The sequence below is a fragment of the Agromyces sp. LHK192 genome, from assembly GCF_004006235.1.
Taxonomy (GTDB): domain Bacteria; phylum Actinomycetota; class Actinomycetes; order Actinomycetales; family Microbacteriaceae; genus Agromyces.
Window position 1 is genome coordinate 383029 of the sequence record NZ_CP034753.1, and the last position, 25530, is coordinate 408558.

23 protein-coding genes and 1 tRNA gene are annotated in these 25530 nt (G+C 71.2%); 17 read left to right on the forward strand and 7 right to left on the reverse strand.

Features of this window, described 5'->3' with window-relative positions:
- Positions 1-13 precede the first annotated feature (13 nt).
- Complete coding sequence (locus ELQ40_RS01750; RefSeq protein WP_127792127.1) at positions 14-2509, forward strand: ATP-dependent DNA ligase; 2496 nt, start codon at positions 14-16, stop codon at positions 2507-2509.
- A 62-nt stretch (positions 2510-2571) separates the two neighbouring features.
- Here the strand turns inward: ELQ40_RS01750 and ELQ40_RS01755 are convergent, their stop codons facing one another.
- Positions 2572-3570 carry a DNA topoisomerase IB gene (locus tag ELQ40_RS01755; RefSeq protein ID WP_127792128.1) on the reverse strand — a complete coding sequence of 333 codons (999 nt, stop codon included), beginning with the start codon at positions 3568-3570 and terminating at the stop codon, positions 2572-2574.
- A 6-nt stretch (positions 3571-3576) separates the two neighbouring features.
- Entirely contained in the window at positions 3577-3843 is a 267-nt protein-coding gene (locus ELQ40_RS01760; protein WP_127792129.1) for a Rho termination factor N-terminal domain-containing protein, read from the reverse strand.
- Between the two features lie 341 nt (positions 3844-4184).
- Between ELQ40_RS01760 and ELQ40_RS18680 the strand changes: the two genes are divergently transcribed.
- The 9 genes from ELQ40_RS18680 to ELQ40_RS01800 all read left to right on the forward strand — a co-directional run bounded on the left by ELQ40_RS18680 (position 4185) and on the right by ELQ40_RS01800 (position 13007).
- Positions 4185-4352 carry a hypothetical protein gene (locus ELQ40_RS18680; protein WP_164863443.1) on the forward strand — a complete coding sequence of 56 codons (168 nt, stop codon included), beginning with the start codon at positions 4185-4187 and terminating at the stop codon, positions 4350-4352.
- Between the two features lie 144 nt (positions 4353-4496).
- A complete protein-coding gene (locus tag ELQ40_RS01765) occupies positions 4497-5504 on the forward strand; it encodes a LacI family DNA-binding transcriptional regulator (RefSeq protein ID WP_240665899.1) in 1008 nt (335 codons plus the stop codon).
- Between the two features lie 345 nt (positions 5505-5849).
- Positions 5850-7520, forward strand: coding sequence for a glycoside hydrolase family 13 protein (locus ELQ40_RS01770; RefSeq protein WP_127795074.1), 1671 nt, complete (start codon positions 5850-5852; stop codon positions 7518-7520).
- A 74-nt stretch (positions 7521-7594) separates the two neighbouring features.
- Positions 7595-8956: an ABC transporter substrate-binding protein gene (locus ELQ40_RS01775; protein WP_127792131.1), complete on the forward strand. Its 1362-nt coding sequence runs from the start codon at positions 7595-7597 to the stop codon at positions 8954-8956.
- 79 nt (positions 8957-9035) lie between these two features.
- The gene (locus ELQ40_RS01780; RefSeq protein WP_127795075.1) at positions 9036-10013 is read left to right on the forward strand and encodes a carbohydrate ABC transporter permease; all 978 of its coding nucleotides are present in this window, start codon (positions 9036-9038) and stop codon (positions 10011-10013) included.
- Positions 10010-10996 (forward strand): carbohydrate ABC transporter permease, encoded by a 987-nt coding sequence (locus ELQ40_RS01785; RefSeq protein ID WP_205649407.1) that lies wholly within the window; start codon positions 10010-10012, stop codon positions 10994-10996. The genes ELQ40_RS01780 and ELQ40_RS01785 overlap by 4 nt, the downstream gene beginning before the upstream one ends.
- Positions 10997-11084: 88 nt before the next feature.
- Positions 11085-11157 (forward strand) — tRNA-Arg (locus ELQ40_RS01790).
- Between the two features lie 184 nt (positions 11158-11341).
- Positions 11342-12700 (forward strand): hypothetical protein, encoded by a 1359-nt coding sequence (locus tag ELQ40_RS01795; RefSeq protein ID WP_127792133.1) that lies wholly within the window; start codon positions 11342-11344, stop codon positions 12698-12700.
- A gap of 16 nt (positions 12701-12716) precedes the next feature.
- On the forward strand, positions 12717-13007 hold the full coding sequence (locus ELQ40_RS01800) for a GNAT family N-acetyltransferase (RefSeq protein ID WP_127792134.1): 291 nt from the start codon (positions 12717-12719) through the stop codon (positions 13005-13007).
- Between the two features lie 261 nt (positions 13008-13268).
- Here ELQ40_RS01800 and ELQ40_RS01805 read toward each other — a convergent pair whose 3' ends face one another.
- A complete protein-coding gene (locus ELQ40_RS01805; protein WP_370296562.1) occupies positions 13269-13742 on the reverse strand; it encodes a MarR family winged helix-turn-helix transcriptional regulator in 474 nt (157 codons plus the stop codon).
- Between the two features lie 293 nt (positions 13743-14035).
- Between ELQ40_RS01805 and ELQ40_RS01810 the strand changes: the two genes are divergently transcribed.
- From ELQ40_RS01810 to lepB, 6 genes are all read left to right on the forward strand, one after another.
- Positions 14036-14821 (forward strand): hypothetical protein, encoded by a 786-nt coding sequence (locus tag ELQ40_RS01810; RefSeq protein WP_127792135.1) that lies wholly within the window; start codon positions 14036-14038, stop codon positions 14819-14821.
- A 193-nt stretch (positions 14822-15014) separates the two neighbouring features.
- The gene (locus tag ELQ40_RS01815) at positions 15015-16466 is read left to right on the forward strand and encodes an Ig-like domain-containing protein (RefSeq protein WP_127792136.1); all 1452 of its coding nucleotides are present in this window, start codon (positions 15015-15017) and stop codon (positions 16464-16466) included.
- A gap of 188 nt (positions 16467-16654) precedes the next feature.
- Complete coding sequence (locus ELQ40_RS01820; protein WP_127792137.1) at positions 16655-17401, forward strand: hypothetical protein; 747 nt, start codon at positions 16655-16657, stop codon at positions 17399-17401.
- A gap of 5 nt (positions 17402-17406) precedes the next feature.
- Entirely contained in the window at positions 17407-19329 is a 1923-nt protein-coding gene (locus ELQ40_RS01825) for a hypothetical protein (protein WP_127792138.1), read from the forward strand.
- Between the two features lie 67 nt (positions 19330-19396).
- Positions 19397-20074, forward strand: coding sequence for a DUF305 domain-containing protein (locus ELQ40_RS01830; protein ID WP_127792139.1), 678 nt, complete (start codon positions 19397-19399; stop codon positions 20072-20074).
- Positions 20071-20625: a signal peptidase I gene (gene lepB / locus ELQ40_RS01835; RefSeq protein ID WP_164863444.1), complete on the forward strand. Its 555-nt coding sequence runs from the start codon at positions 20071-20073 to the stop codon at positions 20623-20625. The genes ELQ40_RS01830 and lepB overlap by 4 nt, the downstream gene beginning before the upstream one ends.
- Before the next feature lie 41 nt (positions 20626-20666).
- Here the strand turns inward: lepB and ELQ40_RS18685 are convergent, their stop codons facing one another.
- From ELQ40_RS18685 to upp, 4 genes are all read right to left on the reverse strand, one after another.
- Positions 20667-21437 carry an IclR family transcriptional regulator gene (locus tag ELQ40_RS18685; protein WP_164863445.1) on the reverse strand — a complete coding sequence of 257 codons (771 nt, stop codon included), beginning with the start codon at positions 21435-21437 and terminating at the stop codon, positions 20667-20669.
- Positions 21434-22939: an APC family permease gene (locus tag ELQ40_RS01845; RefSeq protein WP_127792142.1), complete on the reverse strand. Its 1506-nt coding sequence runs from the start codon at positions 22937-22939 to the stop codon at positions 21434-21436. The genes ELQ40_RS18685 and ELQ40_RS01845 overlap by 4 nt, the downstream gene beginning before the upstream one ends.
- Positions 22940-23055: 116 nt before the next feature.
- A complete protein-coding gene (locus tag ELQ40_RS01850) occupies positions 23056-23835 on the reverse strand; it encodes a winged helix-turn-helix domain-containing protein (RefSeq protein WP_127792143.1) in 780 nt (259 codons plus the stop codon).
- A gap of 503 nt (positions 23836-24338) precedes the next feature.
- Positions 24339-24971: a uracil phosphoribosyltransferase gene (upp, locus tag ELQ40_RS01855; protein WP_127792144.1), complete on the reverse strand. Its 633-nt coding sequence runs from the start codon at positions 24969-24971 to the stop codon at positions 24339-24341.
- Between the two features lie 86 nt (positions 24972-25057).
- Between upp and ELQ40_RS01860 the strand changes: the two genes are divergently transcribed.
- Positions 25058-25504, forward strand: a complete 447-nt coding sequence (locus ELQ40_RS01860) for a nucleoside deaminase (protein ID WP_127795077.1) — start codon at positions 25058-25060, stop codon at positions 25502-25504.
- Positions 25505-25530: the final 26 nt, after the last annotated feature.

The window sequence follows — 25530 nt, forward strand, 5'->3', positions numbered from 1 at the left end:
GCAGGATGGGCACATGGCCGAGGGGGAGCGCCAACTCGTCGAGGTCGACGGCCGGAGGCTCCGGCTGACGAACCTCGACAAGGTCATGTACCCCGAGACCGGCACGACCAAGGGCGAGGTCATCGCGTACTCCGCGGAGGTCGCCCCGGCGATGCTGCCCCTGGTCGCCGGTCGCCCGGTGACGCGCAAGCGCTGGGTGCACGGCGTCGGAACGCCGGATGCCCCGGGCCAGGTGTTCTTCGAGAAGAACCTCGCCGACCACGCGCCCGACTGGCTGCGCAGCGGCGTGATCGAGCACAGCGACGGCCCCAAGACCTACCCGATCGCGGACTCGCGTGCCGCGCTGGTCTGGCTCGCACAGCAGGCGGCGCTCGAGGTGCACGTGCCGCAGTGGCGGTTCCGGCCCGACGGTTCGCGGGGCAACCCCGATCGCCTGGTGTTCGACCTCGACCCGGGCGAGGGCACCGGGCTCGCCGACTGCGCCGAGGTGGCGCGGCTCGTGCGCGACCTCATCGCGGGCATGGGGCTCGACGCGTACCCGGTCACGAGCGGCAGCAAGGGCATCCACCTGTATTCCCCGCTGGATGGGTCGCAGACGTCGTCGCAGGTGTCGGATGTCGCGCACGAACTCGCCCGCGCGCTCGAGGCGGATCACCCCGAGCTCATCGTGTCGAGCATGAAGAAGACGTTGCGCACGGGGCGCGTGCTGATCGACTGGAGCCAGAACAACGCGGCGAAGACGACGATCGCGCCGTATTCGCTCCGAGGACGCGCTCGACCGACGGTCGCGGCGCCGCGCACGTGGGCGGAACTCGACGACACGGGCCTGCGGCAGCTCGAGTTCCACGAGGTGCTCGAGCGGCTCGCGGCGAGGAACGACCCGGCGGCACCGCTCGCCGCGGCGGGAGGGGCATCCGATCCGTCTTCAGGTCCCTTGGCGGCGTACCTGTCGATGCGATCGGCGGATGCCACGCCTGAGCCGATGCCCGCCTACCCGTGGGGTGCGCCGGGGGAGGGGACGCCCCGCTTCGTGATCGGCGAGCACCATGCGCGGCGGCTGCACTTCGACCTGCGGCTCGAACGCGACGGTGTGCTGAAGAGCTGGGCCGTGCCCAAGGGGGTGCCCGAGGACGCCGGCACCAACCACCTCGCCGTTCAGACCGAGGACCACCCGCTCGAGTACCTGACCTTCGAAGGTTCGATCCCCGACGGGCAGTACGGCGCGGGAAGCATGACGGTCTGGGACACCGGCACGTACGACGCCGAGAAGTGGCGCGAGGGCGAGGTGATCTTCACGCTCACCGGGCGTGCGGGCGGGCCGCTCGGCACGGTGCGGCTCGCGCTCATCCGCACGTCGGGCGACGGCGAGAAGTCGCAGTGGCTGCTGCACCGCATGAAGGAGCAGGGCGGCGGGGGATCCGGCGGCGGCGCCCGAGGCGGGTCGCGGACGTCGCCCGCGGGCGGTGGCGTCCGGCCCGTCGGTCGCGCACGGGCCGGCGCCACGACACGGGACGGTGCGGCGACCGGGCGCGAGGCCGCTCCCGGCGAGCGACCGATGCTCGCGGTGCCGGGCAAGCCCGGGCTCGTCACCGGCGACGACTGGGCGCTCGAGTGGAAGTGGGACGGCATCCGGGTGCTCGCGCGGGTCGACGGCGACCGGGTGCGGCTGCTGAGCCGCAGCGGTCGCGACGAGACGGCGCGCTACCCCGAACTCGCCGGGCTGGCGCGGGTGCTCCGGGCCGACGCGCTCGTCGACGGCGAGATCGTCGCGCTCGACGACGAGGGCCGCCCCGACTTCGGTCGGCTCCAGCCGCGGATGAACGTGACGGGGTCGCGCGAGATCGCGGAACTCGCGGCATCCGTCCCGGTGCGGCTGCTGCTCTTCGACGTGCTCGAGATCGCCGGATCGCCGACGATCGACGAGCCGTGGAGCCAGCGTCGCGAGCGGCTCGAGCGCCTCGTCCGAGCCGGAGCGGATGCCCCCGTCGAGGTGCCCGCGCTCGCCGAGGGGACGCCGCAGGCCGCGCTCGACGAGGCGCGCGCGCTCGGGCTCGAGGGTCTCGTCGCGAAGCGACGCACGTCGAGGTATCGACCGGGCGCGCGCAGCGCGGACTGGGTCAAGCTCAAGCTGACCCGCACGCAGGACGTCGTCATCGGCGGCTACCGGCGCGGCGACGGCCGCACGACCGAGCACCTGCGGTCGCTCCTGGTCGGCATCCCGGGGCCGAACGGCCTCGAGTACGCGGGCCGGGTCGGCTCGGGCTTCACCCAGGCCGGGCTCGCAGCCCTGCTCGAACGGTTCGCGCCGCTCGAACGCGCCGCATCGCCGTTCGTCGAGGTCCCGGCCGTCGACGCCGCCGACGCCGTGTGGGTCGAGCCCGCGCTCGTCGGCGAGGTCGAGTTCGGCGAGTGGACGCGCACGGGCGTGCTCCGGCATCCGCGGTGGCGCGGGCTGCGGCCCGATCGGGCGCCTGAGGACGTGGTGCGGGAGCCGGATGTCGCGGGCTGACGCGTTGCGCGAGCCGGCGTGGTCGCGTGGGCACGACCGGGCGACCGCGCGCGTGATCGCCGCTACGCGGCGTCGGACGCTCCGGGCGGTTCGACGAGCGCGAGCAGTGCACGCTCCGGCGCGCCTCGCCGGCTGAGCACGGCGCCCGTCTCGTACGCCGCGATCACCCGCGGGTCGACGTAGCTCGCCTTCGCGATGGCCGGGGTGTTGCCGAGGGCGCCGGCCGCGGCCTCGATCGAGTCGCGCACCGCGGCGGCCCGGGCCCGCTCGGTCGTCTCCGGACCGAGCTCGGCGAGCCTGGTCGCGGCGGCCAGCGTGCCGCGCAGCGTGCGGAAGTCCTTCGCCGTGAAGTCCCCGCCGGTGCGCTCGCGCACGTCGTCGTTCACGTCGGCCGCGGTCAGCGCCCGGTACCGGCGCCCGTCACGCCAGGCATAGAGCCGAGCGGATGCCGACCGCTCGGCGTTGACCGTGACGAACACCGCCAGGTCGGGGTCGGGCACGAGCAGGTCCTGCGCGATGCCGCCCTTCGCCCGGAACCGGAAGCGCACGGCGTCGCCGTCGGCGTCGACCGAGTCGATCGAGGCGTTGCGCACGAGCAGGGTGGTGAGGCCGCGGCTGCGGGCCGTGGCGAGCGACTCCTCCGAGCCGACGCGCAGCCCGCCCCGGTCGAGCGTGCGGAAGGCGGCGGCGAGCACCCGCTCGCGGGGCAGTTCGTCGAGCGCGAGGTCGCGTGCGACCGACCGCCTCGCCGCGGGCAGGGCGCGCACCAGCTCGGTCATCCGCTGGAACTTCTCGGCATCCTGCCGTTCACGCCAGGCGGGGTGGTAGAGGTACTGCCGGCGCCCGGCGGCGTCGACGCCGACCGCGAGGATGTGCGCGTTCGGAGCATCCGCGATCCAGACCTCCGTCCAGGCGGGCGGCACGGCGAGCTCGGCGAATCGGCTGCGCTCGGCGCGGCCGGCGTGCGCGCCGTCGTCGTGGACGTACGCGAAGCCGGTGCCGCGCCGGATCCGCCGCCACCCCGGGGTCGAATACGGTTCGACCCGTCTGAGCCGGGGCATCCGCGGTCAGTGGTTGCGGAGGGCCGAGATCAGCTCGCCCTTGCGCTTGCCGCTGTAGCCGTGGAGCCCGAGTTCCTTGGCGCGCTTCTTGAGCTCGGGAACCGTCCAGTCCTCGTAGTCGCCGGACTTGCCTCCCTTCCTTCCGATGGCCTTCCGGCCCTGCGCCGCGGCCGCGTTCGAGATGCGGGCGGACTTCTCCTTCGAGTTGCCCTCCTTGCGGAGCTCCTCGTACAGCTCGGGGTCCTTCAGTGAGGCGTTCCGTCGTCCTGGCATCGTCCACTCCTTCCTGCTCCTCCGCGGGGCCGCCGATCGGAGGCGGTGAGGCCGATCCGGGTCGGTGGGATGCCCCGCATGGCCGCCACGGTAGGGGGGATGCCTCGCCGGCGGCCACGGGGTTGACATCCTCGCGTCGGCCGCTGCCGCCGAGCGTCACCCTTCCTCCGACGCGCGCGGGCCGCGCGGTAGCACCGTCTGCGAGGCGAGGTCAACCCCGTCGGCCTCGGAGCGGCGCGGGCATACCTTCGAGTCACGGAACGCCACCCGCGTTCCGAAAGCCCGGCCGCAGGCCGCAACCGCCCGCCCATCCGCGTGGCGGAACGTGAAGGAGATCAATCGTGAACATCCTCGTCGCCGTCATCGTCATCGCAGCCATCGCACTGCTGATCGCCGGTGGCCTCGTCCCCACCCTGAACTTCCTGCTCTGGGTCGGGCTGGTGCTGGCCGTCATCGCGGTCATCGTGTTCCTCGTGCGCTACCTCGGAGGCAACCGCACCCGAGCGTGACGCTCACCGGACCATCGCGAACGGGCGCCCCTCGGGGCGCCCGTTCCGCGTCTGCCGACCCGTGCGCGCTGCTCGCTCGCGAGGCGCGCAGCGCGAGGCATCCGATCGTCGAGTTCTTGCAATGACTCGCGTACGATTGCCGCCATGTCGAGACGGCTTGCGGATGTCGCGCGGAAGGTCGGAGTCAGCGAGGCCACGGTCTCGCGGGTCCTCAACGGCAAGCCCGGCGTCTCGGCATCCACCCGCGACGCGGTGCTGACCGCACTCGACGTGCTCGGCTACGAGCGGCCCACCAAGCTCCGCGGCGAACGGGCGCGGCTCGTCGGCCTGATGCTGCCCGAGCTGCAGAACCCGATCTTCCCGGCGCTCGCCGAGGTGCTCGGCGGCGGGCTCGCGCAGAACGGGTTCACGCCCGTGCTCTGCATCCAGACCGCCGGTGGCATCTCGGAGTCCGACTACGTCGAACTGCTGCTGCACCAGCAGGTGTCCGGCGTGATCTTCGCCGGCGGCGCGTACACGCAGGGCGAGGCGGGGCACGAGCACTACGAGCGGCTCGTCGAACTGAAGCTGCCGACGGTGCTCATCAGCGCTCCCGTCGACGGGCTCGAGTTCGCGACGGTCTCGTGCGACGACGCGGCCTCGACCGAGCAGGCGTTCGGCCACCTCGTGCAGCTCGGCCACCGGCGCATCGGTATCCTGCTGGGCCCGCGCGATCACGTGCCGTCGCAGCGCAAGCTCGCCGCCGCCGTCCGCATGGCGCAGCGGCACGGCATCGAGCTCACCGACGACCTGGTCGTGCACTCGCTGTACTCGCTCGAGGCGGGGCAGACCGCGGCGTCGCGGTTGATCGCGGCAGGTGCGACCGGCATCATCTGCGCGAGCGACCCGATGGCGCTCGGCGCGATCCGCGCCGTCCGGCGGGCGGGCCTGCGGGTGCCCGAGGACGTCTCGGTCATCGGCTACGACGACTCCGCGCTCATGAACTGCACGGAGCCGCCGTTGACCACGGTCCGCCAGCCGATCGAGGCCATGGGCAAGACCGTGATCGAGCTGCTCATGCGGCAGATGTCGACGCACCAGCCGCTCGGCGACGAGGTCTTCTTCGCGCCCGAGCTGGTCGTGCGGTCGTCGACGGGCCCCGCGCCGCGCTGAGCCCGGGCAGCTGAGCTCGTACCGTGCATGAGATTCCGCGGCATGCACGCGCGGGGGCATCCGTGCGCCGCATTCTCATGCACTCGATGTCGGCGGACGGCGGACGGCGGACGGCGGACGGCGGTCGGCGGACGGCGGCCCGGCAATCGGCCAGCCGGCTGGCGGCCGATTGCTCGAATTCTGCAAGCCGCTTCCGCAATCCGCTGAAATCTGTCGCAATCTGATGGCGGTTTGTTGAAAAGTTGCTTCATTCTGTTGCCCTCATTACGTTGACGAACATCGCGACGCCGACGTCCTCCCGACTCGGCCGAGCGCCGCCGAGCAACGAGGAGTGAACAGGTGACGATGCCGCTGACGGATGCCGCTGCGCAGGGCGTGCCGGCCGACGACGCGCAGTGGTGGCGCAGCGCCGTGATCTACCAGGTCTACGTGCGCAGCTTCGCGGACTCCGACGGCGACGGCACCGGCGACCTGCGCGGGGTGCGCTCCCGGCTGGGGTACCTCAAGGAACTCGGCGTCGACGCGCTCTGGTTCAACCCCTGGTACCCGTCGCCGTTCGCCGACGGCGGCTACGACGTCGCCGACTACCGCGACATCCACCCGGCGTTCGGCACCCTCGAGGATGCGGAGCAGCTCATCGCCGACGCGCTGGCGCTCGGCATCCGCACGATCATCGACATCGTCCCGAACCACATCAGCTCGGAGCATCCGTGGTTCCAGGCGGCGCTGGCCGCCGGCCCGGGCAGCCCCGAGCGGGAACGGTTCTGGTTCCACCCCGGACGCGGCGCCGGCGGCGACGAGAAGCCGAACGGCTGGGTCTCCGAGTTCACCGGCGAACCGTGGACGCGCACCGTCAACCCCGACGGCACGCCCGGCGACTGGTACCTCCACCTCTTCACGCCCGAGCAGCCCGACCTCAACTGGAACCATCCCGATGTGCGGGCCGAGCACGAGGACATCCTGCGCTTCTGGTTCGACCGCGGCGTCGCGGGCGTACGCATCGACTCGGCGGCGCAGCTGATGAAGCATCCCGACCTGGTCGACTACCCCGAGCAGCCCGGCCCGGGCGAGCACCCGCACATCGACCGCGACGAACTGCACGACGTGTACCGCTCGTGGCGGGCGATCGCCGACGAGTACGACGGCACGCGCGTCCTGGTGGGCGAGGTCTGGCTGCCCGACGCCGAGCGGTTCGCGGCCTACCTGCGACCCGACGAGATGCACACCGCGTTCAACTTCGACTTCATGTCCCGGCCGTGGGATGCCTCGGAGCTGCGCCGCTCGGTCGACCTCATGCTCGACGCGCACGCGCTCGTCGGCGCGCCGAGCACCTGGGTGCTCTCGAACCACGATGTGACCCGCCCGGTCACCCGCTACGGCCGGGAGGACTCCAGCTTCGCGTTCGCCAAGAAGCGCTTCGGCACCCCGACCGACGTCGCCCTCGGCACGCGGCGCGCCCGCGCCGCGGCGTTGTTGACCGCAGCCCTGCCCGGCTCGCTCTACCTCTACCAGGGCGACGAGCTGGGCCTGCCCGAGGTCGAGCTGCCGCGCGACGTGCTCGAGGACCCGATGCACTTCCGGTCCGAGGGCGTCGACCCCGGCCGGGACGGATGCCGCGTGCCGATGCCCTGGCGCGGCACCGTCGAACCGTTCGGGTTCAGCCCGGACGGGTCGTACGCCGCGCCGTGGCTGCCGCAGCCGGCCGCCTGGGCGGGGCTCAGCGTGCAGGCGCAGGAGGCGGACCCGGCCTCGATGCTCTGGCTCTACCGCCAGGCCCTGCGCATCCGCCGCCGGGAGACCGCCCTCGGCGACGGCCCGATGACCTGGCTCGACAGCGCGCCCGACGTACTCGCGTTCCGCCGGGGGTCCGGGCCCGACGAGGTCGTCTGCGTCGTCAACCTCGGCGCCGAGCCGATCGAACTTCCGGAGCACCACCACATCCTCCTCGCGAGCTCGCCGCTGGACGGCGGCCGGCTCCCCACCGACTCGACGGCATGGCTCCGCACCAGGAGCTGATCGTCGACCCCTGCGGCCCCGCCGCGCACCTCCCACCGCACCACACCTGAACACAGCACCGAAAGGACTGGACAATGAAGTCACCACGCAGGATCGCGATCGCGGGCATCGCCACGATCGCGATGGTCGGAGCCCTCGCCGCGTGCAGCCCCGGAGGGGAGAGCGACGACGGCAAGCTCGAGCTCCGCGTCGCGACGTTCCCACCCGGCGCCGACCAGGCCGCCTACGACGCCTTCGCCGAACAGGAGAAGCAGTTCGAGGAGGCCAACCCCGACATCGACATCGTCGGACTCGAGTACGAATGGACGGCGCCCACCTTCGCCGCGCAGCTCGCTGGCGGCAGCCTGCCCGACGTCTTCACGGTGCCGTTCACCGACACCAAGACGCTCCTCGAGAACGACCAGCTCATGGACGTCACCGCCGAGATCGAGAGCCTCGGCTACTCCGACAAGTTCAACCCGATCCTCCTCGAGGAGGTCACCGGGTCGGACGGCGCGCTCTACGGCTTCCCGCGGCAGGCCTACGCGAACGGCCTGCACTACAACCGGGCGCTGTTCGAACAGGCCGGGCTCGACCCCGACAGCCCGCCCACGACGTGGGAAGAGGTCCGTGAGGCCGCGAAGACGATCGCCGAGAAGACCGGCAAGGCCGGCTACGCGACGATGACCAGCGGCAACACCGGCGGCTGGCAGCTGTCGGTGCAGGCCGACTCGCGCGGTGCCGAACTGCAGACCGACAACGGCGACGGCACTTACACGTCGACGATCGACAACGACGCGACGAAGGCGACCCTCGAGTACCTGCACGACCTCCGCTGGGAGGACAACTCGATGGGGGCGACGTTCGACCTCGACTGGGGCGGCATCAACCAGGAGTTCGCCGCCGGGAACGTCGGCATGTACACGTCGGGCTCCGACGTCTACTACGCCCTCGTGCGCGACTTCGGGCTCGCGCCCGACGACTACGGCCTGACCGTCATCCCGACGGAGGACGGCGGCGCCGTGCTCGGCGGCGGCGACATCGCCGTCATGCCGCCCACGCTCGACGACGACACCAAGGCCGCAGCGGTCAAGTGGATCGACTGGTACTACATGCAGAAGCTGCTGAACGAGGATGCCGCCGTCGCCGACGCGAAGGCGCTCGCCGACGCCGACCAGGCCGTGGGCACGCCCGTGCTGCCGGTGCTCGACCGGGAGACCTACGAGCAGTCGCTCGAGTGGATCGCCCCGTACGTCAACGTGCCGCTCGACCAGATGACCGGCTTCACCGAGGGGATCTTCGAGCAGACCCCGATCGGCGAGTTCAAGGGTCAGACCCAGCCGATCTACGCGCTCATGGACAACCTGGTGCAGGCGGTCCTGACCGACGAGAACGCCGACATCGACGCGCTGCTCAAGCAGGTCGACGTCGACGCGCAGGCCCTGCTCGACGAGTGATCGGATGCCGCGGCCGCGTCCTCCCGCGCGGCCGCGGCATCCCGCCCGCTCCACGACACCCGAAGGACCACCGATGACGATGACCCGAACGACGACGGATGCCCCTCCGCCGGCCTCCGCGCCGGCGCAGCCGCCGGCATCCGTGCGCGCAGTCAGGCGCCGCCGCACCCCGATGACCTGGTTCCGTGGCGGAGGCCTCTGGAACCTCGCGTTCCTCGCGCCGATGCTGATCGTGTTCGGCGTCTTCAGCTGGGGGCCGATCGCGCAGTCCGTGATCATGAGCTTCCAGGAGACCAACCTGATCACGACGCCCGAGTGGGTCGGGCTCGACAACTTCGTCCGGGTGCTCAGCGATCCGAACCTCGGCACCGCCGTGGTCAACACCCTCTACTTCGCGCTGCTCGCGCTCGTCTTCGGATTCCCGCTGCCGATCATCATGGCGGTGCTGATGAGCGAGGTCCGGCGCGGCAAGGGCCTCTACAGCGCGCTCGCCTACCTGCCCGTGGTGGTGCCGCCGGTCGTCGCGGTGCTGCTCTGGAAGGTGTTCTTCAACGCGTCGCCCGACGGCGTGTTCAACACGGTGCTCGGCTGGTTCGGCATCCCCGCACAGCCGTGGCTCCAGTCATCCGCGACGGCCATGCCGTCGCTCGTCATCGAGGCGACCTGGGCCGCGGCCGGCGGCTCGATCATCATCTACCTGGCGGCGCTGATCGCGGTCCCGCCGGAACTGTACGACGCGGCCGAGGTCGACGGCGCCGGCATCTGGCGCAAGATCTGGCACGTCACGCTCCCGCAGCTTCGCGGCATCCTCTTCATCATGCTGATCCTGCAGGTGATCGGCACCGCGCAGGTGTTCCTCGAACCGTTCCTGTTCACGGGCGGCGGGCCGAACAACGCGACCCTCACCGTGCTCCTGCTCATCTACCGATACGCATTCCAGAACAGCCTCGGCGGCGACTACGGCGAGGCGACGGCGCTCAGCCTCATGCTCGCCGTGTTCCTGGGCCTGCTCAGCTGGCTCTACTTCAAGCTGACCGAACGTTGGAGCACGAATTGACCACCCCAGGCACCACCGCCCCGGCGACGACGCCGGCCTCGGCCACGCTGCGCGGCAGGCTCGCGACGGCGACGCGCCGACGCGAGCGCGACGCCCGCGACGATGCGGGGGACCGGAGCATCCTCAGCGACCACGATCGCAAGCGCAGGGGCGTGCGCATCTCGATGACGGGGGTGCACCTGTTCCTGTTCGTCGGGCTCGTCATCGCCGGGCTGGGCCCCCTGCTCTGGCTCGCGAAGGCGGCCGTCACGCCGACGCAGGACACGCTGAGCCAGCCGTTCGCGCTCTGGCCGAACGGGATCGACTGGGCGAACCTGTCGACCGCGTGGAACGACATCCACATCGACCAGTACTTCTGGAACACGATCGTCGTCGCCGCGGGCTCGTGGTTCTTCCAGGTCTTCATCGCGACGACCGCCGGCTACGCGCTGTCGGTGCTGCGGCCGAAGTACGCGCCGATCCTGAACGCGCTCGTCCTCGCGACGCTCTTCATCCCGGCGGTCGTGCTGCTCGTGCCGCTCTACCTGACCATCCTGCATCCGCCCGTGATCGGGGTGTCGCTGCTCAACACGTACTGGGCGGTGTGGCTGCCTGCGGCGGCGAACGCGTTCAACATCCTGCTGGTCAAGCGGTTCTTCGATTCACTGCCCCGAGAGGTGTTCGAGGCTGCGAAGACCGACGGTGCGGGCCCGTTCCGGGTGTTCTGGTCGATCGTGCTGCCCATGTCGAGGCCGATCCTCGGCGTGGTGTCGGTGTTCGCGATCATCGCCGCGTGGAAGGACTTCCTCTGGCCGCTGCTCGTGCTGCCGGACCCGGCCGTGCAGCCGCTGTCGGTGCGGCTGCCCGCGGTGCAGTCGCAGACCGAGCTCGACGTGTTCCTCGCCGCGCTCGCGATCTCGACGCTGATCCCGGTCGTGCTGTTCCTCGTGTTCCAGCGACTGTTCCTGCGAGGCGCCGGGCTGGGCGGCGCGGTGAAGGGATGACGGCCGCGCCCGATTTCCGTTCGGGGTGCCGCGTGGGTTAGACTCTCGTGGTTGCCTGATCGCAGAGATGTGCCGGGCTGCATCCCATGCGCCCGTAGCTCAATGGATAGAGCATCTGACTACGGATCAGAAGGTTGGGGGTTCGAGTCCCTCCGGGCGCACACTGCGCAAGCAGACAGAACTGTGTTGAGACAGTGAACGAACGGCCCGCGGAAGCGGGCCGTTCGTGTCTCCGGGGGCGTTCGGTCCCCGCTGGGAATCGGCTGAACATGGACGCTCGGCCTCCGGATCGCCGGTGCGCGGTTCCGGCTCTGGTGGTTATGCTCCAATCACGACCGTTCTCCCGTGATCAAGGGTTCGCATATGTGGGGTGTGCAATCCGGCGACCAAGCCGTTCCCACGATCGCGAACCTGGTGGTCGGTCGGGGTGGCCAGGCGTGCGTGCGGCGCGTGCTCGCCCTCATGATCGCCATCGCGTTCGCGATCGTGACGTTCCAGTTGCTCGAGCACCGACCCGGCGGGTTGCCGTTGCACACCGCGGCCATGTTCTGGGCGCTCCCCGCCGTGGCCGGGGGAGCCGGGATCGGGGCCGCGATCCTCGGTGCGTCCGCATCGCCGTCCACCCTCGCGGTGCTGAACCGGCACGGGTTCCGGGTGGTCGTCGCGCGCTATCGTGCCGGTACCAACGGCCTGTCGTGGGCGGCGATCGGACTCCTCGCCGTGCACTTCACGGCCGAGGCGTTCCGCCCCCTGCCCGGCGGGCCGATCCTCGCAGGCGCGGTGCTCGCATCCGTGCTCGGCATCGCGACGGGCCGGCTGCACGCGTCGGCCGCCGACCACGAGGCCTATCGCACCTTCAACCTCGTCGCCATGCTGCTCGCCGCGGGCGCGCTCGCCAGCATGTCGCTCACGCCGACCGGACCGTGGTGGTCGGTCAACTTCAGCACGCTGGGCACCTCGGACGACCTCGCCGCCGCATGCTTCAACATCGCCATCATCGTGGCCGGACTCGCGATGGCGGCACTCGGTCCGGCGATGAGCCGTGCGCTCAGGGTTCCGCGGTTCGGGCTCCGGCGCGGCGGCCTGGCGACGATCCGCGCGCTCATCGTCCTGATCGGGGTGAGCCTCGCCGGAGTCGGCCTGGTGCCGATCGACGGCGCCACGGTGCTCCACAACGTGTTCGCGTGCACCGCCGCGGCGGGGTTCGCAGCACTCGCGGTCGGCATCCGCGGCTTCGCCAGATGGATGCCGCTCAGGCTGGTCGTCTTCTCGTACTGCGCGGTCGCCGTCGAGGTCGGCGCGATGATCGCGTACGACGGGTTGGACCTGTTCAACCTCACGGTGTTCGAGATCGTGGCGTTCTCGCTCGTGTTCGCCTGGCTCATCGCGCTCGTCGCCACCACGCACGGCGGGGAGCACGGCGAAGCGGCCCGTGCGCGCCGGCACCTCGGGCGTCGCCGTCGACGTCGGGGTGTGGCCCATCCGCATCCCGGCGCCGCGGCAAGGGGCCTGCGCCGTCCACCTCGCAGCGGGCGCCGCGGCAGGTCGGGTGGTCTTCGCGTCGGGTCGTCCCGGCGTCGCGACGGCGTCGAGCCGGAGCCGGTGGGCGCGGCCTGCGATCGACGCGGCCCGCCGAGGAGCCTCCCGATTCAGGCCGATCGGAATACTCCGCAGGCCGGTGCGTTGGCCTCGGTGAGGCGATGACGGCAGGAGGCATCCGATGAGCAGCGAGGCGATCGCGATCACGCGCAACACGACGCGTGGTCGGTACGAGGTCGAGATCGACGGCGAGGTCGCGGCGTTCGCGATGTACCGGGAGGAACCCGGACGCATCGTCTTCACCCACACCGTGGTGAGGCCCGAGTTCGAGGGCCGCGGCATCGGCAGTCGCCTCGCGTCGCACGTGCTCGACGAGGCGGTCGAGCACGGGCTCGAGATCGTGCCCGAGTGCCCCTTCATCGCGTCGTACATCGAGCAGCACCCCGAGTACTCGACGTACGTGGCCGCCTGACCGCGTCGATCGCGAAGCGCACGGCGCCGTCCACCCCTGTTCGGGGGCGGGTGAGGAAACGCCGTCGGGCGTTACGATTCGAGCAAACCCGAGTCGGACCAGCGCCGACGAGGCCGCGCGCGGCCTTCGATCCCGAACGATCGGCGGGAGCTGACTCGCCGGGCTCAGTTCGGGTCGCCCGGCGGGAATGGCCTCCGATGGGGGTCGCGGTGGGGCGGGAGGTAGGGTTCCCGTCCCACCGTCATTCCCGCTCCCGGGTCGTCAGGCCTCGACGACTGGTGCCTCGGGGCCGGCGTCGCCGGTGATGCCGATGCGCAGCCGGTCGCAGAGCGCGGCGAGGGTCGCGAGTTCCTCGTCGTCGAGCACTGCCCCGACGTTGCGCGAGATCGCGTCCATGTGGACGAACGCGACCTGGCGGAACAGGCTGAAGCCCTTCGGCGTGAGGGCGACGACGGTGCCCCGCCCGTCGAGCGGATCCTCGCTCTTCTCGACGAGGCCGCGCGCGACCAGGCGGTCGATGAGCCGGCTCACGCTCGGCTGCGTGATGAGCACCTGCCGGTTGAGTTCACGGAGCCGCAGCCGACGACCGGGTGCCCGGGAGATGTTGAAGAGCACGTCGTACTCGTTCAACGACATGATGTCGGACGGGAACTCCGCGGACAGGGTGCGCATCACGCTGACCTGGGCGCGGAAGAGCGACTCCCATGCGGAGACGGTCTGAATGCGTTCGGCCACGGCGGCTCCGTTCGGTACACGGTCGGACTGGTTCAACAATACGGAACCGTCCGGACATGAGTGAGGGCCGGTCGCAGAGGCTGGCGACCGACCCTCTCCCTTGCACCAAGAGTGTCCTGCAATCACATTCCGCACCGACCGCCACAGCAAACAGTCGGTGCTCTTCGAATATATAACGGATAGGTAACGAGCGCTAGTTATCGTTCCGTGATTTTTCGTCAGGCCCCGGTCTTCGGTTCGATGCCCGCTCCGTCGGGCCTGGGTGTCGCGTCGACGCGGCATATGGTTGGCGGGTGAGCTCCCATCGATTGCGCCGTATCGCCGGCCTGCTGCTGCTCGCGGCGGTCACGGCCGGCGGGTTGAGCGGCTGCGCGGTCGACTACTTCGCGAAGACGAACGAGGGGCAGCAGCGCGTCGACCAGGCCATCGCTGCGGCCGGTCTGCAGGACGTCGTCGAGGCGGAATTCTCCTGCACGGGAGCCCTTCCGCTGACGGCGACCACCTGCCGGCCGAAGGTGACGATCACGACCGACGATCTCGACGACGTCCAGGCGGCGATCGGGATCCAGGCACTTCGAGCCGAGCCGGATGAGTCGCGCTGGACCCTCGTCTATCAGGGACGCGTCTACCGCGGCGCACCGGACGACCTGCGTCGCGCCGAGGCGATCGCCCCGACCCTGCCGACCGACGCCGACGTCGACGAGGTCCTGCTGGCGGCGGACGGGTACACGCTCTGGCTCGACGGCGTCACGACGTTCGATCGGCTGTGCCGCATCGCGACCTCGGCTGATCCGGCGCCGTCGATCACCTCGCGTTCCGCAGGCGCCCCCGACCTGGAGATCCGTGCGGATGCCCCGGGCTCGGACGGCTTCGCGGAGGCGTGCGGCTTCGCCGACACGGCGATCGACGACCTCGGCGGTGCACACCTCACCCGGGTCGGGCTCTCGCGGGCGGAGGACGGGCTCGTCGAGGTGACCGTCATCTCGGACTCCGAGCAGGCGAGGGACGCGGCCGTTGCGTGGGCCGAGACCGTCACCGTGCCGAGCGGCGTCGACCTGGACGTCGGCGTCTACTACTGACGATCGCTGCCGCTGGCCCTCCAACTGGGGGTCGGGCTCGCAGGCCGGGGCAAACGTTCTCCTGAAAGGATCGACACGGCGGTCGAATCGATTCACTCGCATGGATCGGTGCGGATGCCGCCACCCCCCATCGCCCGGCCCGCACCGCGGGCGTCGACCGACGTCCCCGCGCGAGCACGACCTGAGGAGTTCCATGCCCCGCAACCGCATCGCCGCCGCGACCATCTCGGCTGCCGCGCTCACCGCGCTCATGTGCTCGGCCCCGATCGCCGCGCACGCCGACGGCGCCGACACCGTCAAGCCGGTCATCGCCGACACGGCGTTCGGCACGGTCAAGGGCATCGTCACCTTCACCGTCACGCAGGCCGAGGATGCCCCGAAGCGCGCATACGTCGAGATCCAGCAGCTCGGCGCCGACGCCAAGTGGAAGAAGCTCAAGGGCCAGGAGTTCAAGGGCACCAACGAGTTCGCGCTCACCGTCGACACGGCCGCGCTCGCCGAGGGCGTCGCCACCCAGGTCAAGGTGTCGAGCTGGGACCTCAACGACAACCACACGAGCAAGACCTTCCCGGTCGTGATCGACCGCACGAAGCCCGTCGCGAACCTGGTCACGCCGGCGACCGGCGGCCCGTTCAACACTTCGACCATCGAGCTGACCGTCGACGCGACCGACAACCTCGGCCTCGACCGCGTCACGGCGAACGTCTACCAGGCCGGCAAGCTCGTGAAGAGCACCTCGTCGAGCGCGGGCGGTGCCACCGCGGCGACGCACAGCAAGTCGGTCACGCTGCCCGACGGCGAGTACTCGATCCGCTTCAACGCGTCGGACCTCGCCGGCAGCGTCTCCACGACCGGCCAGTTCGCCTTCGAGATCGACACCGTCGCCCCGACCGTGACCCCCAAGGACGAGACCCCCGCCAAGGGCGTCTTCGGGTCGGCGCCGAGCTTCAAGCTGAGCGACGCGGGCGTCGGTGAGGTCGACTACGTCGAGATCAACGGCGTGAAGAAGGACCTGACGAACAACAAGTGGTCCGACCTCAACACGGGCGGCTACACCCCCGCACAGGGTGTGAACACCATCGTCGCCGTCGACACCGCGGGCAACCGCAGCGAGCCCGTGACCTTCACGTTCGACTCGGTCGCCCCGAAGGCCGAGGTGAAGCCCGGCGTCGAAGCCGTCGACGGCGTGTACACGAAGGCCCCGAGCTTCAAGCTGAGCGACGCGGGCATCGGCAAGGTCGACTACCTCGTGGTCAACGGCGTGAAGAAGGACCTGACCGACAACAAGTGGTCCGACCTGAACGCCGGCGCCTACACCCCGGTGCAGGGGAAGAACACGATCGTCGTGGTCGACACCGCGGGCAACGCCTCGGAGGTGACGTTCGAGTTCGACGACGTGGAGCCGGTCGTCACGGCGGAGTCCGAGACCTGGGAATCGAAGGAGAGCGGCCGCTGGGCGGTCACGCTGACGTTCAGCGAGCCCGTCTCGGGTGCATCGCTCGGCCAGGGCTGGTACGGCGACGACACCGTCTACACCAAGGTGTTCTACCGCGCCAAGACGGTCGATGTCGCATTCACCGACCTCGCCGGCAACCCCGGGTCGTACCCGCTCGTCGTCGACGCGGTCGCGCCCGCAGCGGAGTAGTCGCATCGCACCGAGGGGCGGCAGGCCGATGGCCTGCCGCCCCTTGTCGTGCGCGTCGCGGATGTCCCGCACGACGTCACGTCCGCGAAACATCCCCTCCCGAAACGTGGAAACACTCCGCCCGTAGCGTCGCGGTCGCGCGACTTCCCGCGCGACGACACAGCGACACCACGCTTCGAGGAGGCCAGGTGCAAGCACCACCACGTACACGTAGGAACCGGACGCCGTACGCGATCATCGGCGGCGCGGCGGTCGCAGCCGCCGCGATCGTCGGCGGCGCCCTGATGATCCCGTCCGTCAGCGGGGCTGCGGGCGGCGAGGCATCCGCCGCCGAGGAGGTCGCCCGGGTCTCCGAGCGACCGGCGCTCGGCCACGCCCGCGACCCACTGAGCGCCGAGGAGCTGAGCTATGCGCTCCACCTCGCCACGACGGACGCGAGCCTGCCCGAGGACGTGACGTCCGTCGACGGATCCGACGCGCCGCAGGTGCTGTCGATCGACATCGCCACACGCGATGTCGATTCGGATGCCCGCACGGCCGACGTCGTGCTCTACGACTACACGTCGAACCGGGCCTTCCTGCAGGCCGTGAACCTCGCCGACGGCACGGTCACGAGCTCGGCGACGCAGGGCGTCCAGCCGCCGCCGAGCGCGGACGAGGTCGACTTCGCGTTCTCCGTCTTCCTCGGCGACACCGTCGCGAGCGACGCCGTGCGCGCCGAGTTCGCCGCCGTGACCGGTGACGCGCTCTCCTCGATCGACCAGCTGGGCGTGACCGGCGGCGCATTCGTGCCCGATGCGGGCACGGTCGGTGCCGATGCCTGCGCCATCGACCGCTGCGTCGAGATGCAGTTCCGCATCCCCGGCGGCGGCTACCTCGACACGACCGGGTTCGTCGTCGACCTGTCCACCCGCTCCGTCATCGGCATCCAGTGAAGGGCATGACCTCCGTGAAGGACACGACCTCCGTGAGCGCACGCCTCACGCGATCCATCGCGCTCGCCGCGACCGCCGTGGCGGCGTTCGCCGGCCTCGCGCTCGTCCCGGCGACGGCGGCGTCCGCTGCCCCGCCGCCCATCAACTGCTCCGGCGATGCGCTCATCGAGAAGGAGTTCGATAACGGCACCGCGTGGCAGATGTGCTGGCGCGTCGACAGCAAGAAGGGCCTCGTGCTCGAGCAGGTGGCGGTCAAGGCGCCGGGGGAGGACGGCTACCGCCGGGTCCTCGACTCGGTGTACCTGAGCCAACTGCACGTGCCGTACGACACCGGCAAGAACGTCTGGAACGACATCACATCGTACGGCTTCGGAAACCAGTACCTGCAGAAGCTCAGCCCCGCCGAGTGCGGCGACGGCACGCTCCGCGACGTCGCCCAGACATGGACGACGACCCGCCGCGGCGAGACGACGACCTGGATGCGGACCATCCCGGCGCTGTGCATCACCGACACCACCAGCCCGCTGGCCTACCGGTCGCACGAGCAGTCGTGGGGGTCCATCGAGGACGCACCGCTGTTCACGGCCGACAAGCAGGGCTTCACGCTCCAGACGATCTCGAAGGTCGACTGGTACGAGTACGCCACGAAGGTCGAGTTCACCGACGAGGGCGGCATCTCGTTCGACCTCGGTGCCACCGGCGACGTCTCGTACGAGGACTTCGACGCGGACGCGACGACCGGCTGGCCGATCGGCACGGATGCCTCCGCGTTCGCGGCCTCGCACTGGCACAACGCGATCTGGCGCCTCGACTTCGGTCTCGACGGCCAGGAAGCGATGCAGGTCGAGCAGTACGACTCGGTGGTGGGCGAGATGGGCGAGAAGACCGAGCTCATGCACACGACGGCGCAGACGATCGCGAATCCCGCGAACCTCGCCCCCGTCGACGACCTCACCTGGTGGCGGGTCGCCGCGCCGGGCAGCGTCAACGGCGACGGGCACGTCCGCTCGTACGAGTTCGTGTTCCCCGGCTCGCAGTTGTACCAGGCCGACCCGGTCACGCAGCCGCTCATCACGGTGACGAACTACAACGCCTGCCAGGAGTACGCGACGAACAACCTCAACCCCGCGTGCACGGAGAAGAACGTCATCGACTACGTCGCGACGTCGGCCGACCAGTCGCTCACCGACCCGGTCGCGTGGGTGAACAGCGGGTTCCACCACGTCGTCCGCGACGAGGACCAGAGCCCGATGCAGACCCACTGGCAGTCGTTCTCGATCATCCCGCGCGACTGGACGGCGCAGTCGATGGGCACGCCCGCAGGCCGGTCGTGCATCAACGGCGACCCGGGCGGCGAGATCCACACGGACGAGCAGCCCTGCGAGCAGCCGACCGAGCCGACCGAGCAGCCGACCGAGCCGACCGAGGAGCCGACCGCGCCGACGGAGCAGCCCACGGAGCCGACCGAGCAACCGACCGAGCCGACCGAGCAGCCGACGGAGGGCGCCACCCTCACGCTGTCCGCGACCGAGCTGTCGCCGGGCGAGGAGTTCGACCTGGAAGGCACGGGCTTCGCGCCGGACGAGTCGGTCGCGGTCGAACTCCATTCCGAGCCGATCCCGGTCGGGTCACTGGCGGCGGATGCCTCCGGCGCGGTCGCGGGCACGCTCACCGTGCCGGCAGGGGCTCCGGCCGGGGCGCACCGCGTCGTCGTGACCGGCGCAACCAGCGGCGTCACCGCCGCGGTCGACATCACGGTGCTGAAGGCCGCAGCCGCAGCCGCATCCGCGTCGTCGTCGGGCAGTGGCCTCGCCAGTACCGGGACGACGATCGCGTGGGGGGCCGGCGGGCTCGCGCTCGCGTTGGTCGCGCTCGGTATCGCGCTCGTCGTGCGCCGCCGCCGCGCCACCTCGATCACCGCCGAGTGACCCGGGGGCGACCCGGCCGCCCGGTCGGGTCGCCCCTTCCTCACCTCACCGAACCCAGGAGGCCGCCATGCGACGACCGCTCGCCACATCCATCTCGATCGCGGCCGTCGTGCTGGCGAGCGCACTCGGGGTCGGCGTCGTGCTCGCCGGTGCGCCGCCCGAGGCCGTCGCCGGCGGCGCGGCCGAGGCATCCCGTGCGGGCGGCACTGCGGGCGGCACTGCGGGAGCCGACGGCGCTGCCGCCGTCTTCGCGGCGGCCCAGGTGGAGCGGGATCCGCTCGGCGACGTGCCGAACGAGGCGGACCTCGAGTTCGCGACGATGATGATCCCGCACCACGCGCAGGCCGTCGAGCTGTCGCGGATCCTCGCCGCGACCCGGGGGATCGACCAGACCTCCGCGGCCCTCGCCGCGTTCATCGAGCGCGATCAGGGCGCCGAGATCGTGCGCATGCAGGGGTGGCTCGACGCTTGGCACGAGACCGGCGCGGTCGGGCACGAGCATGGAGGATTCATGTCGGGCATGGCGACCGCCGAGCAGATCGCCGAGTTCGACGCGCTCGACGGCGTCGCTGCGGAACGTCGATTCCTCGAGCTCATGATCGTGCACCACGAGGGCGCGCTCGCGATGACCAGGGACGCCATCGCGGCAGGCCGCAACAGCTGGATCCGGGCGCTCGCAAAGCACATCGCGAGCGAGCAGCAGCGCGAGATCGAGGCGATGGTCGCGAGGCTGGAGCAGCTGTGAGCCGGATCCGCCTCGTCGCGGCCGCCGCCGGCGTGGGGCTGCTGGCGTCGCTCGTTCTGACGGGCGCGCTGCGGTTCGAGGTGTTCCGGCTCGGGTCGGATTCGATGGCGCCCGCGATCGACGCGGGCGATGTCGTCGTCGTGGAACGCGCCGACGGTGACGCGCTGCGCCGCGGCGACGTCGTCGTCTTCGACGACCCGGGCGGCTGGGCGGCCGACGTCGAGCGGCTCAGCGGCGAACCGGCGGCGCCGATCTTCGTGAAGCGGGTCATCGGCCTGCCGGGCGAGCGGGTCGCGTGCTGCGACGAGGCCGGCCGCCTCACCGTCGACGGGGTCCGCCGGGACGAGCCATACCTGGCGGAGCCCGACCGACTCGCGAGCGTGCTCGCGTTCGACGTCGTCGTGCCGGATGCCTCGGTGTTCGTCCTCGGCGACAACCGCGGCGCGTCGATCGACTCCAGGTACCTGGGGCCGGTTCCGTGGTCGGCGGTCCGCGGCCTGGCGCGGGTGGTGCTCGACCTGCCGATGTCGAAGACGGATGCCGCGCCCTGAGCCCGGGTGTCGGGCTCGCCCCGCATGCGCATGGTGTTCGCCTAGGTCCACACCGCCGTGCGGGTCCCGCGATCTCCGCCCGGCTGCGAGAGGCGGTCCGCGGCGTTGAAGAGCGCATCGAGGTGGCTGCGGGCGACCTCGGGGTCGCCGCTCGGGGTCGCGAGCGCCAGCGCGCCGTGGATGCGGCCACCCCCCGATCGCAACGGAACCGCGATGCATGCCCGAGCCGACGGTCCGGCCTCGGCGTATGCGGCGAACCCGACCTCGGCCACGGACGCCGCGATGTCGCGGTGCTCGCGTGCCGTGATGCCCGAGGCGGCCGCGGTCGTGGTCACGGTCATCACGGCGGCACGATCCGTATGCCCCGCGAAGGGCGGCCCGTAGGCGGCGAGGAGCAGTCGGCCGATCGCGGTCGACCCGAGCTGGAGCCGGGTTCGATCGAGCGACCTGAGCGGCATCGTCGGATCCTCGTCGGCGACGACGACCCGGCCGTCGCGATAGCGCACGAGATGCACGGCGGCACCCGTCGCGGCGCGCACCCCTGCCACCGTGTCCTGCGTCGGGTCGGCGTGGGCGGGCGCGACCAGGTGCGCGAGTTCGACGACGCGCACCCCGAGCAGGAATCCCGGCAGTTCGGGATGCCGGAGCAGGTATTCGTCGGCGACGAGCGAGTTGATCAGGCGGTACGCCGTGGCGCGCGGGATCCCGAGCGCTCGCGCGATGCCGTTCGCCGACGCCGCGGGACCCGACCGCGCGACCTCCTCGAGCACCGCGAGGGTCTGCCCGATACCGCTCCGCCCGGCCGCGCTCACGACCGTCCTTGTCGCTCGCCGCTCGTCGCGAGCGCGTCCCGGGCGACAGGGGTGTCGTACACGCCCGTGCTCGCCGCGACGACGGCCCCCCGGCGCAGTCGTACCACATGGATTGCGGTCGCCGCGCCGACCACGACGATCAGCACGCCGAGTGCGGCGAGGTCGACGCCCGAGAGCGTCAGTGTCTCGGCCAGGGCGATCGCCCCCAGGATGCCGACGCCGAGCATCGCCGGCCAGGCCTCGCGAAGGGTGAACTCGCCGATGCCCATCAGGTACGCGACCGCGGCGGCGCTCAGCAGGAGGTAGGCGATGACGAAGCCGAGACCCGAGGCCAGCGCCGCGGTCGCGTCGAACATGGCCCCGCGACCCGTCGCCGACTCGATCAGCGTGCCCGCTCCGATGAGGACGCCGACGGCCACGGCGGCGACATGGGGGGTGCCGAACCGGTGGGAGGTGCGGCCGAGCCACGCGGGAAGCACGCCCTCGCGCGCCATCGTCAGCACGAGCCTGACGAGCGCGTTCGTGCAGGCGAGCGTGCAGGCGATCCAGGACGCGGCGACGACGACCTCGACGACGGTCCCGAGCCAGGGTGCGAGCGCGACCGCGCTGCCCTGGAGGCCCGACGTGCGCCCGGTCGCGCCGCTCGCGGACGCGGAGACCTCGGCCGCCGCACCGAACAGGTAGACGAGCGCGAGCGCCGCGCCGGTCCACACCAGCGCGCGGGGGACGCTCGCGAGGGGCCGCCGAGCCTCGGGCCCGAGCGCGGCGCCGCTCTCGAAGCCGACGAACGACATCAGTGCGAGACCGAGTCCCGCCGCGAACGCGCCGACCGACGGCACGTCGTCGAGATCCGGAACCAATTGACCCAGGTTCCAGCCCGTCGTCGCGAACACGACGAGCGAGAGCGCCAGGATTCCGGAGACCGCCGCGATCTCGATCACGAGCAGTACCCGCGTGGTGGCTCGTGCACCGACCACGATCACGAGCACGATGACGGCGACGGCGACGACCGTGACGAGCGCGACCATGCCCGGGTCGGTGGAGGGCCCGCTGCCGGGCGGTGCGGCGGACGCCGGATCGCCCGGCTGGAGCAGGCGAGCGATCCGGCGCGCGCCGCTGTGCAGCGTGTCGATCGACATGCCGGCATACCCGGCGGCGATCGCCGCGCCGGCGACGAACCCGAGGATCGGGCCGAGGCCGCGCGTGACGAAGGTGTAGACGCCGCCGGCGGCCGCGATCCTGCGCGCGAACACGGATGCCGAGCCGGCGACGAGCATGACCACGCCCGCCGCCACGACGAGCGTCGCATAGGCCCAGGTGCCGAGCCCTTCGGCCAGGCCCGCCTGGGTCAGCAGGACGCCCGCGGGTGCGGCCGCGGCCACGGACTGCGCGACGAGGTCGACCGTGCCGAGCGATCCGCGCCGCAGCCCGTGCAGCGGCGATGTCGCGCGCAGGCTCACGGCCGGCTGCCGACGGGCGATGGCCTCGCCGAGTGCGCTCATGCCCGACCCTCCGAATCCTCGCAAGGAGGCTACGGAGGGCCGGTTTCACGCCTGGCGCGCGGACGTTTCGATCGTGTGTCGCCGTGCGGGACGCCGCGAGTGCCGCGCCGACCCGATCAGAACACGTCGGGCGACGGCGTCGATGCCTGGCGGATCGAGACGTCGGCGTGGCGGTCGAACCGGTATCCGGAGCCACGGACGGTGCGGACGATGTCCTGGTAGTGCGCGAGCTTCGAGCGCAGGCGACGCACGTGCACGTCGATGGTGCGCTCGCTCGGGATCTCGTCGTCGGCCGCCGCCCAGAGGTTGTCGATGAGCTCGTGGCGGTCGATCGTGCGGCCCTCGCGGAGCACGAGGTACTGGAGAAGTTCGAACTCCTTGTAGGTGAGGCCCGCGGCCTCGCCGTCGAGCAGCACGCGCTTGCGCGAGATGTCGATGATGACGCCGTTCGGGTGGCGGTCGGCGTCCTCGCCCGGATGCTGCTGCTCGCGCTGCTTGGCGAGCGCTGCCGGGTCCTGCAGGGCGAGGCGCACGACGTCGACGTCGCGGCCGCCGGCGCCCTCCGGTGCGAGGGCGACCGCCGCGTAGGTCTCGGACGACGGCGCGATCTCGGCGGTCAGTCGGCGAAGCGCCTCGACGATGCGGTGGAGGCTGGTGCCATCCTCGAGGGCCTTGGCCTCGTCGATGCCGACGTACAGCACGAAGCCGCGGGCCTCGGTGCCCTCGGGCACGGCGCGGACGCGGGGTGCCGCCGGGGCGGTGGGCGCGGCCTGGATCGACGGCGCAGGCCGGGTCGCGACGGGCGTCGCGGTGACGGCGGTCGGCTGCGGCGCGAGCGACACGGGGCGGGCGGGGTGGACGACGTTCTGACGAGCGGGAGCGTAGGCGAGAGACATGACGAATCCTTGCTGGCGAGGTGGTGCATGCGACTGACCCCGATTGCGGGGTCGGCGACGAATGGCCGTCGGTGGCCGGGCGAACCCTCCGGGATCGGTGGGTTCAACGGAGCCGGGGCGACCGGGATCTGGTCGCTCTCGCGGGCTCGGCGGAAAGGGCGCGGGTCAGCGGCACATTCGACAACACATGGGCGCGCGCGCCGACATCATCATGTCGGTGGTCCTGAAAGCCTCGGGGGCGGTCAGGTGGCGGGCCGTGTCAGTCATGGGTGCGAGTAAATCCGATGTATTCGGATGTGTCAATTCGTGACGCCCGGATGACGGGGCGTGACGTCGCATCGGGTGCGGGGCCCGCCGAGGCATCCGGAAGGATCACGGATGACGATGAATCATGCGAAAGGAGCTTCGACGAATCAGTCGAGAGAAAAATCTTCTGTAGTGATTGCCCGGATATCCTCGGGTCGAGGCGCAGATCCTTCGGATCTCGGAGGATCCGCCCCGGCTTATACCGTGCCGTAGAGGCGATCGCCCGCGTCGCCGAGCCCGGGGACGATGAACCCGTGCTCGTTGAGACGCTCGTCGAGCGCGCCGAGCACCACGGTGACCTCGCGGCCGTGCAACGCCTCCTCGACGGCCGCCAGGCCCTCGGGCGCGGCGAGGATGCAGATCGCCGTCACGTCGACCGCCCCGCGGGCGAAGAGGAACTCGATCGCGGCCGTGAGCGAGCCGCCGGTCGCAAGCATCGGGTCGAGCACGAAGCACTGCCGGTTCGAGAGGTCCTCGGGCAGCCGCTCGGCGTAGGTCGTCGGCTCCAGCGTCTCCTCGTCGCGGGCCATCCCGAGGAATCCGACCTCCGCGCTCGGCAGCAGGGTCACCATGCCGTCGAGCATGCCGAGGCCCGCGCGCAGGATCGGCACGATGAGCGGCTTCGGGTCGGCGATCCGCACGCCGGTCGTCGGCGCGACCGGGGTCACGATGTCGACGGGCTCGACGCGGACGCCGCGCGTGCCCTCGTAGGCGAGGAGGGTCATGAGCTCCTGGACGAGCGAGCGGAACACCGGCGACGGCGTGTCCTTGTCGCGCAGGACCGTCAGCTTGTGGGTGATGAGCGGGTGGTCTGCAACGTGGACTCGCATAGGCTCGAGTCTAGTTCCGGGGGTGTCGATTCCCGGAGGGGGCGGAGGGAGTTCGCGTGGAGGTCCTGCCCGTCCACCGCGACTGGATGCGCCTCGCACTCGCCGAGGCCGCGCAGGCGCCCGCGACCCGCGACGTGCCGGTCGGTGCGATCGTCGTCGACGCCGCCGGCGAGGTGATCGCCGCAGCGCGCAACGAGCGCGAACTGACCGGTGACCCGACCGCGCACGCCGAGGTGCTCGCCATCCGGGCCGCGGCGGAGCAGCTCGGCGACTGGCGGTTGAGCGGATGCACCCTCGTGGTGACCCTCGAACCGTGCCTGCTCTGCGCGGGCGCCATCCTCGCCGCGCGCGTGCCCACCGTCGTGTTCGGCGCATGGGACGAGAAGGCCGGCGCCGCGGGGAGCCTCTACGACCTCCTGCGCGATCGCCGGCTCAACCACCGGGTCGAGGTCTATGCCGGCGTCGAAGCGGATGCCTCGGCCGCGCTGCTCGTCGAATTCTTCGAGGATCCCCTCCGACGGCCGGTGGACTGAACGCCGGATCGGATGCCTGGCCCGTC

Bases quoted from the DNA above. Each gene is read 5' to 3' on its own strand.
- ELQ40_RS01845 (WP_127792142.1), bottom strand. From the start codon at position 22,939: ATGAGCGCACTCGGCGAGGCCATCGCCCGTCGGCAGCCGGCCGTGAGC.
- upp (WP_127792144.1), bottom strand. From the start codon at position 24,971: ATGCGAGTCCACGTTGCAGACCACCCGCTCATCACCCACAAGCTGACG.
- ELQ40_RS01815 (WP_127792136.1), top strand. From the start codon at position 15,015: ATGCCCCGCAACCGCATCGCCGCCGCGACCATCTCGGCTGCCGCGCTC.
- ELQ40_RS01830 (WP_127792139.1), top strand. From the start codon at position 19,397: ATGCGACGACCGCTCGCCACATCCATCTCGATCGCGGCCGTCGTGCTG.
- ELQ40_RS01770 (WP_127795074.1), top strand. From the start codon at position 5,850: ATGCCGCTGACGGATGCCGCTGCGCAGGGCGTGCCGGCCGACGACGCG.
- ELQ40_RS01755 (WP_127792128.1), bottom strand. From the start codon at position 3,570: ATGCCCCGGCTCAGACGGGTCGAACCGTATTCGACCCCGGGGTGGCGG.
- ELQ40_RS01850 (WP_127792143.1), bottom strand. From the start codon at position 23,835: ATGTCTCTCGCCTACGCTCCCGCTCGTCAGAACGTCGTCCACCCCGCC.
- ELQ40_RS01765 (WP_240665899.1), top strand. From the start codon at position 4,497: ATGTCGAGACGGCTTGCGGATGTCGCGCGGAAGGTCGGAGTCAGCGAG.
- ELQ40_RS01860 (WP_127795077.1), top strand. From the start codon at position 25,058: ATGCGCCTCGCACTCGCCGAGGCCGCGCAGGCGCCCGCGACCCGCGAC.
- ELQ40_RS01760 (WP_127792129.1), bottom strand. From the start codon at position 3,843: ATGCCAGGACGACGGAACGCCTCACTGAAGGACCCCGAGCTGTACGAG.
- ELQ40_RS01750 (WP_127792127.1), top strand. From the start codon at position 14: ATGGCCGAGGGGGAGCGCCAACTCGTCGAGGTCGACGGCCGGAGGCTC.
- ELQ40_RS01780 (WP_127795075.1), top strand. From the start codon at position 9,036: ATGACCCGAACGACGACGGATGCCCCTCCGCCGGCCTCCGCGCCGGCG.
- ELQ40_RS01775 (WP_127792131.1), top strand. From the start codon at position 7,595: ATGAAGTCACCACGCAGGATCGCGATCGCGGGCATCGCCACGATCGCG.
- ELQ40_RS01825 (WP_127792138.1), top strand. From the start codon at position 17,407: ATGACCTCCGTGAAGGACACGACCTCCGTGAGCGCACGCCTCACGCGA.
- ELQ40_RS01800 (WP_127792134.1), top strand. From the start codon at position 12,717: ATGAGCAGCGAGGCGATCGCGATCACGCGCAACACGACGCGTGGTCGG.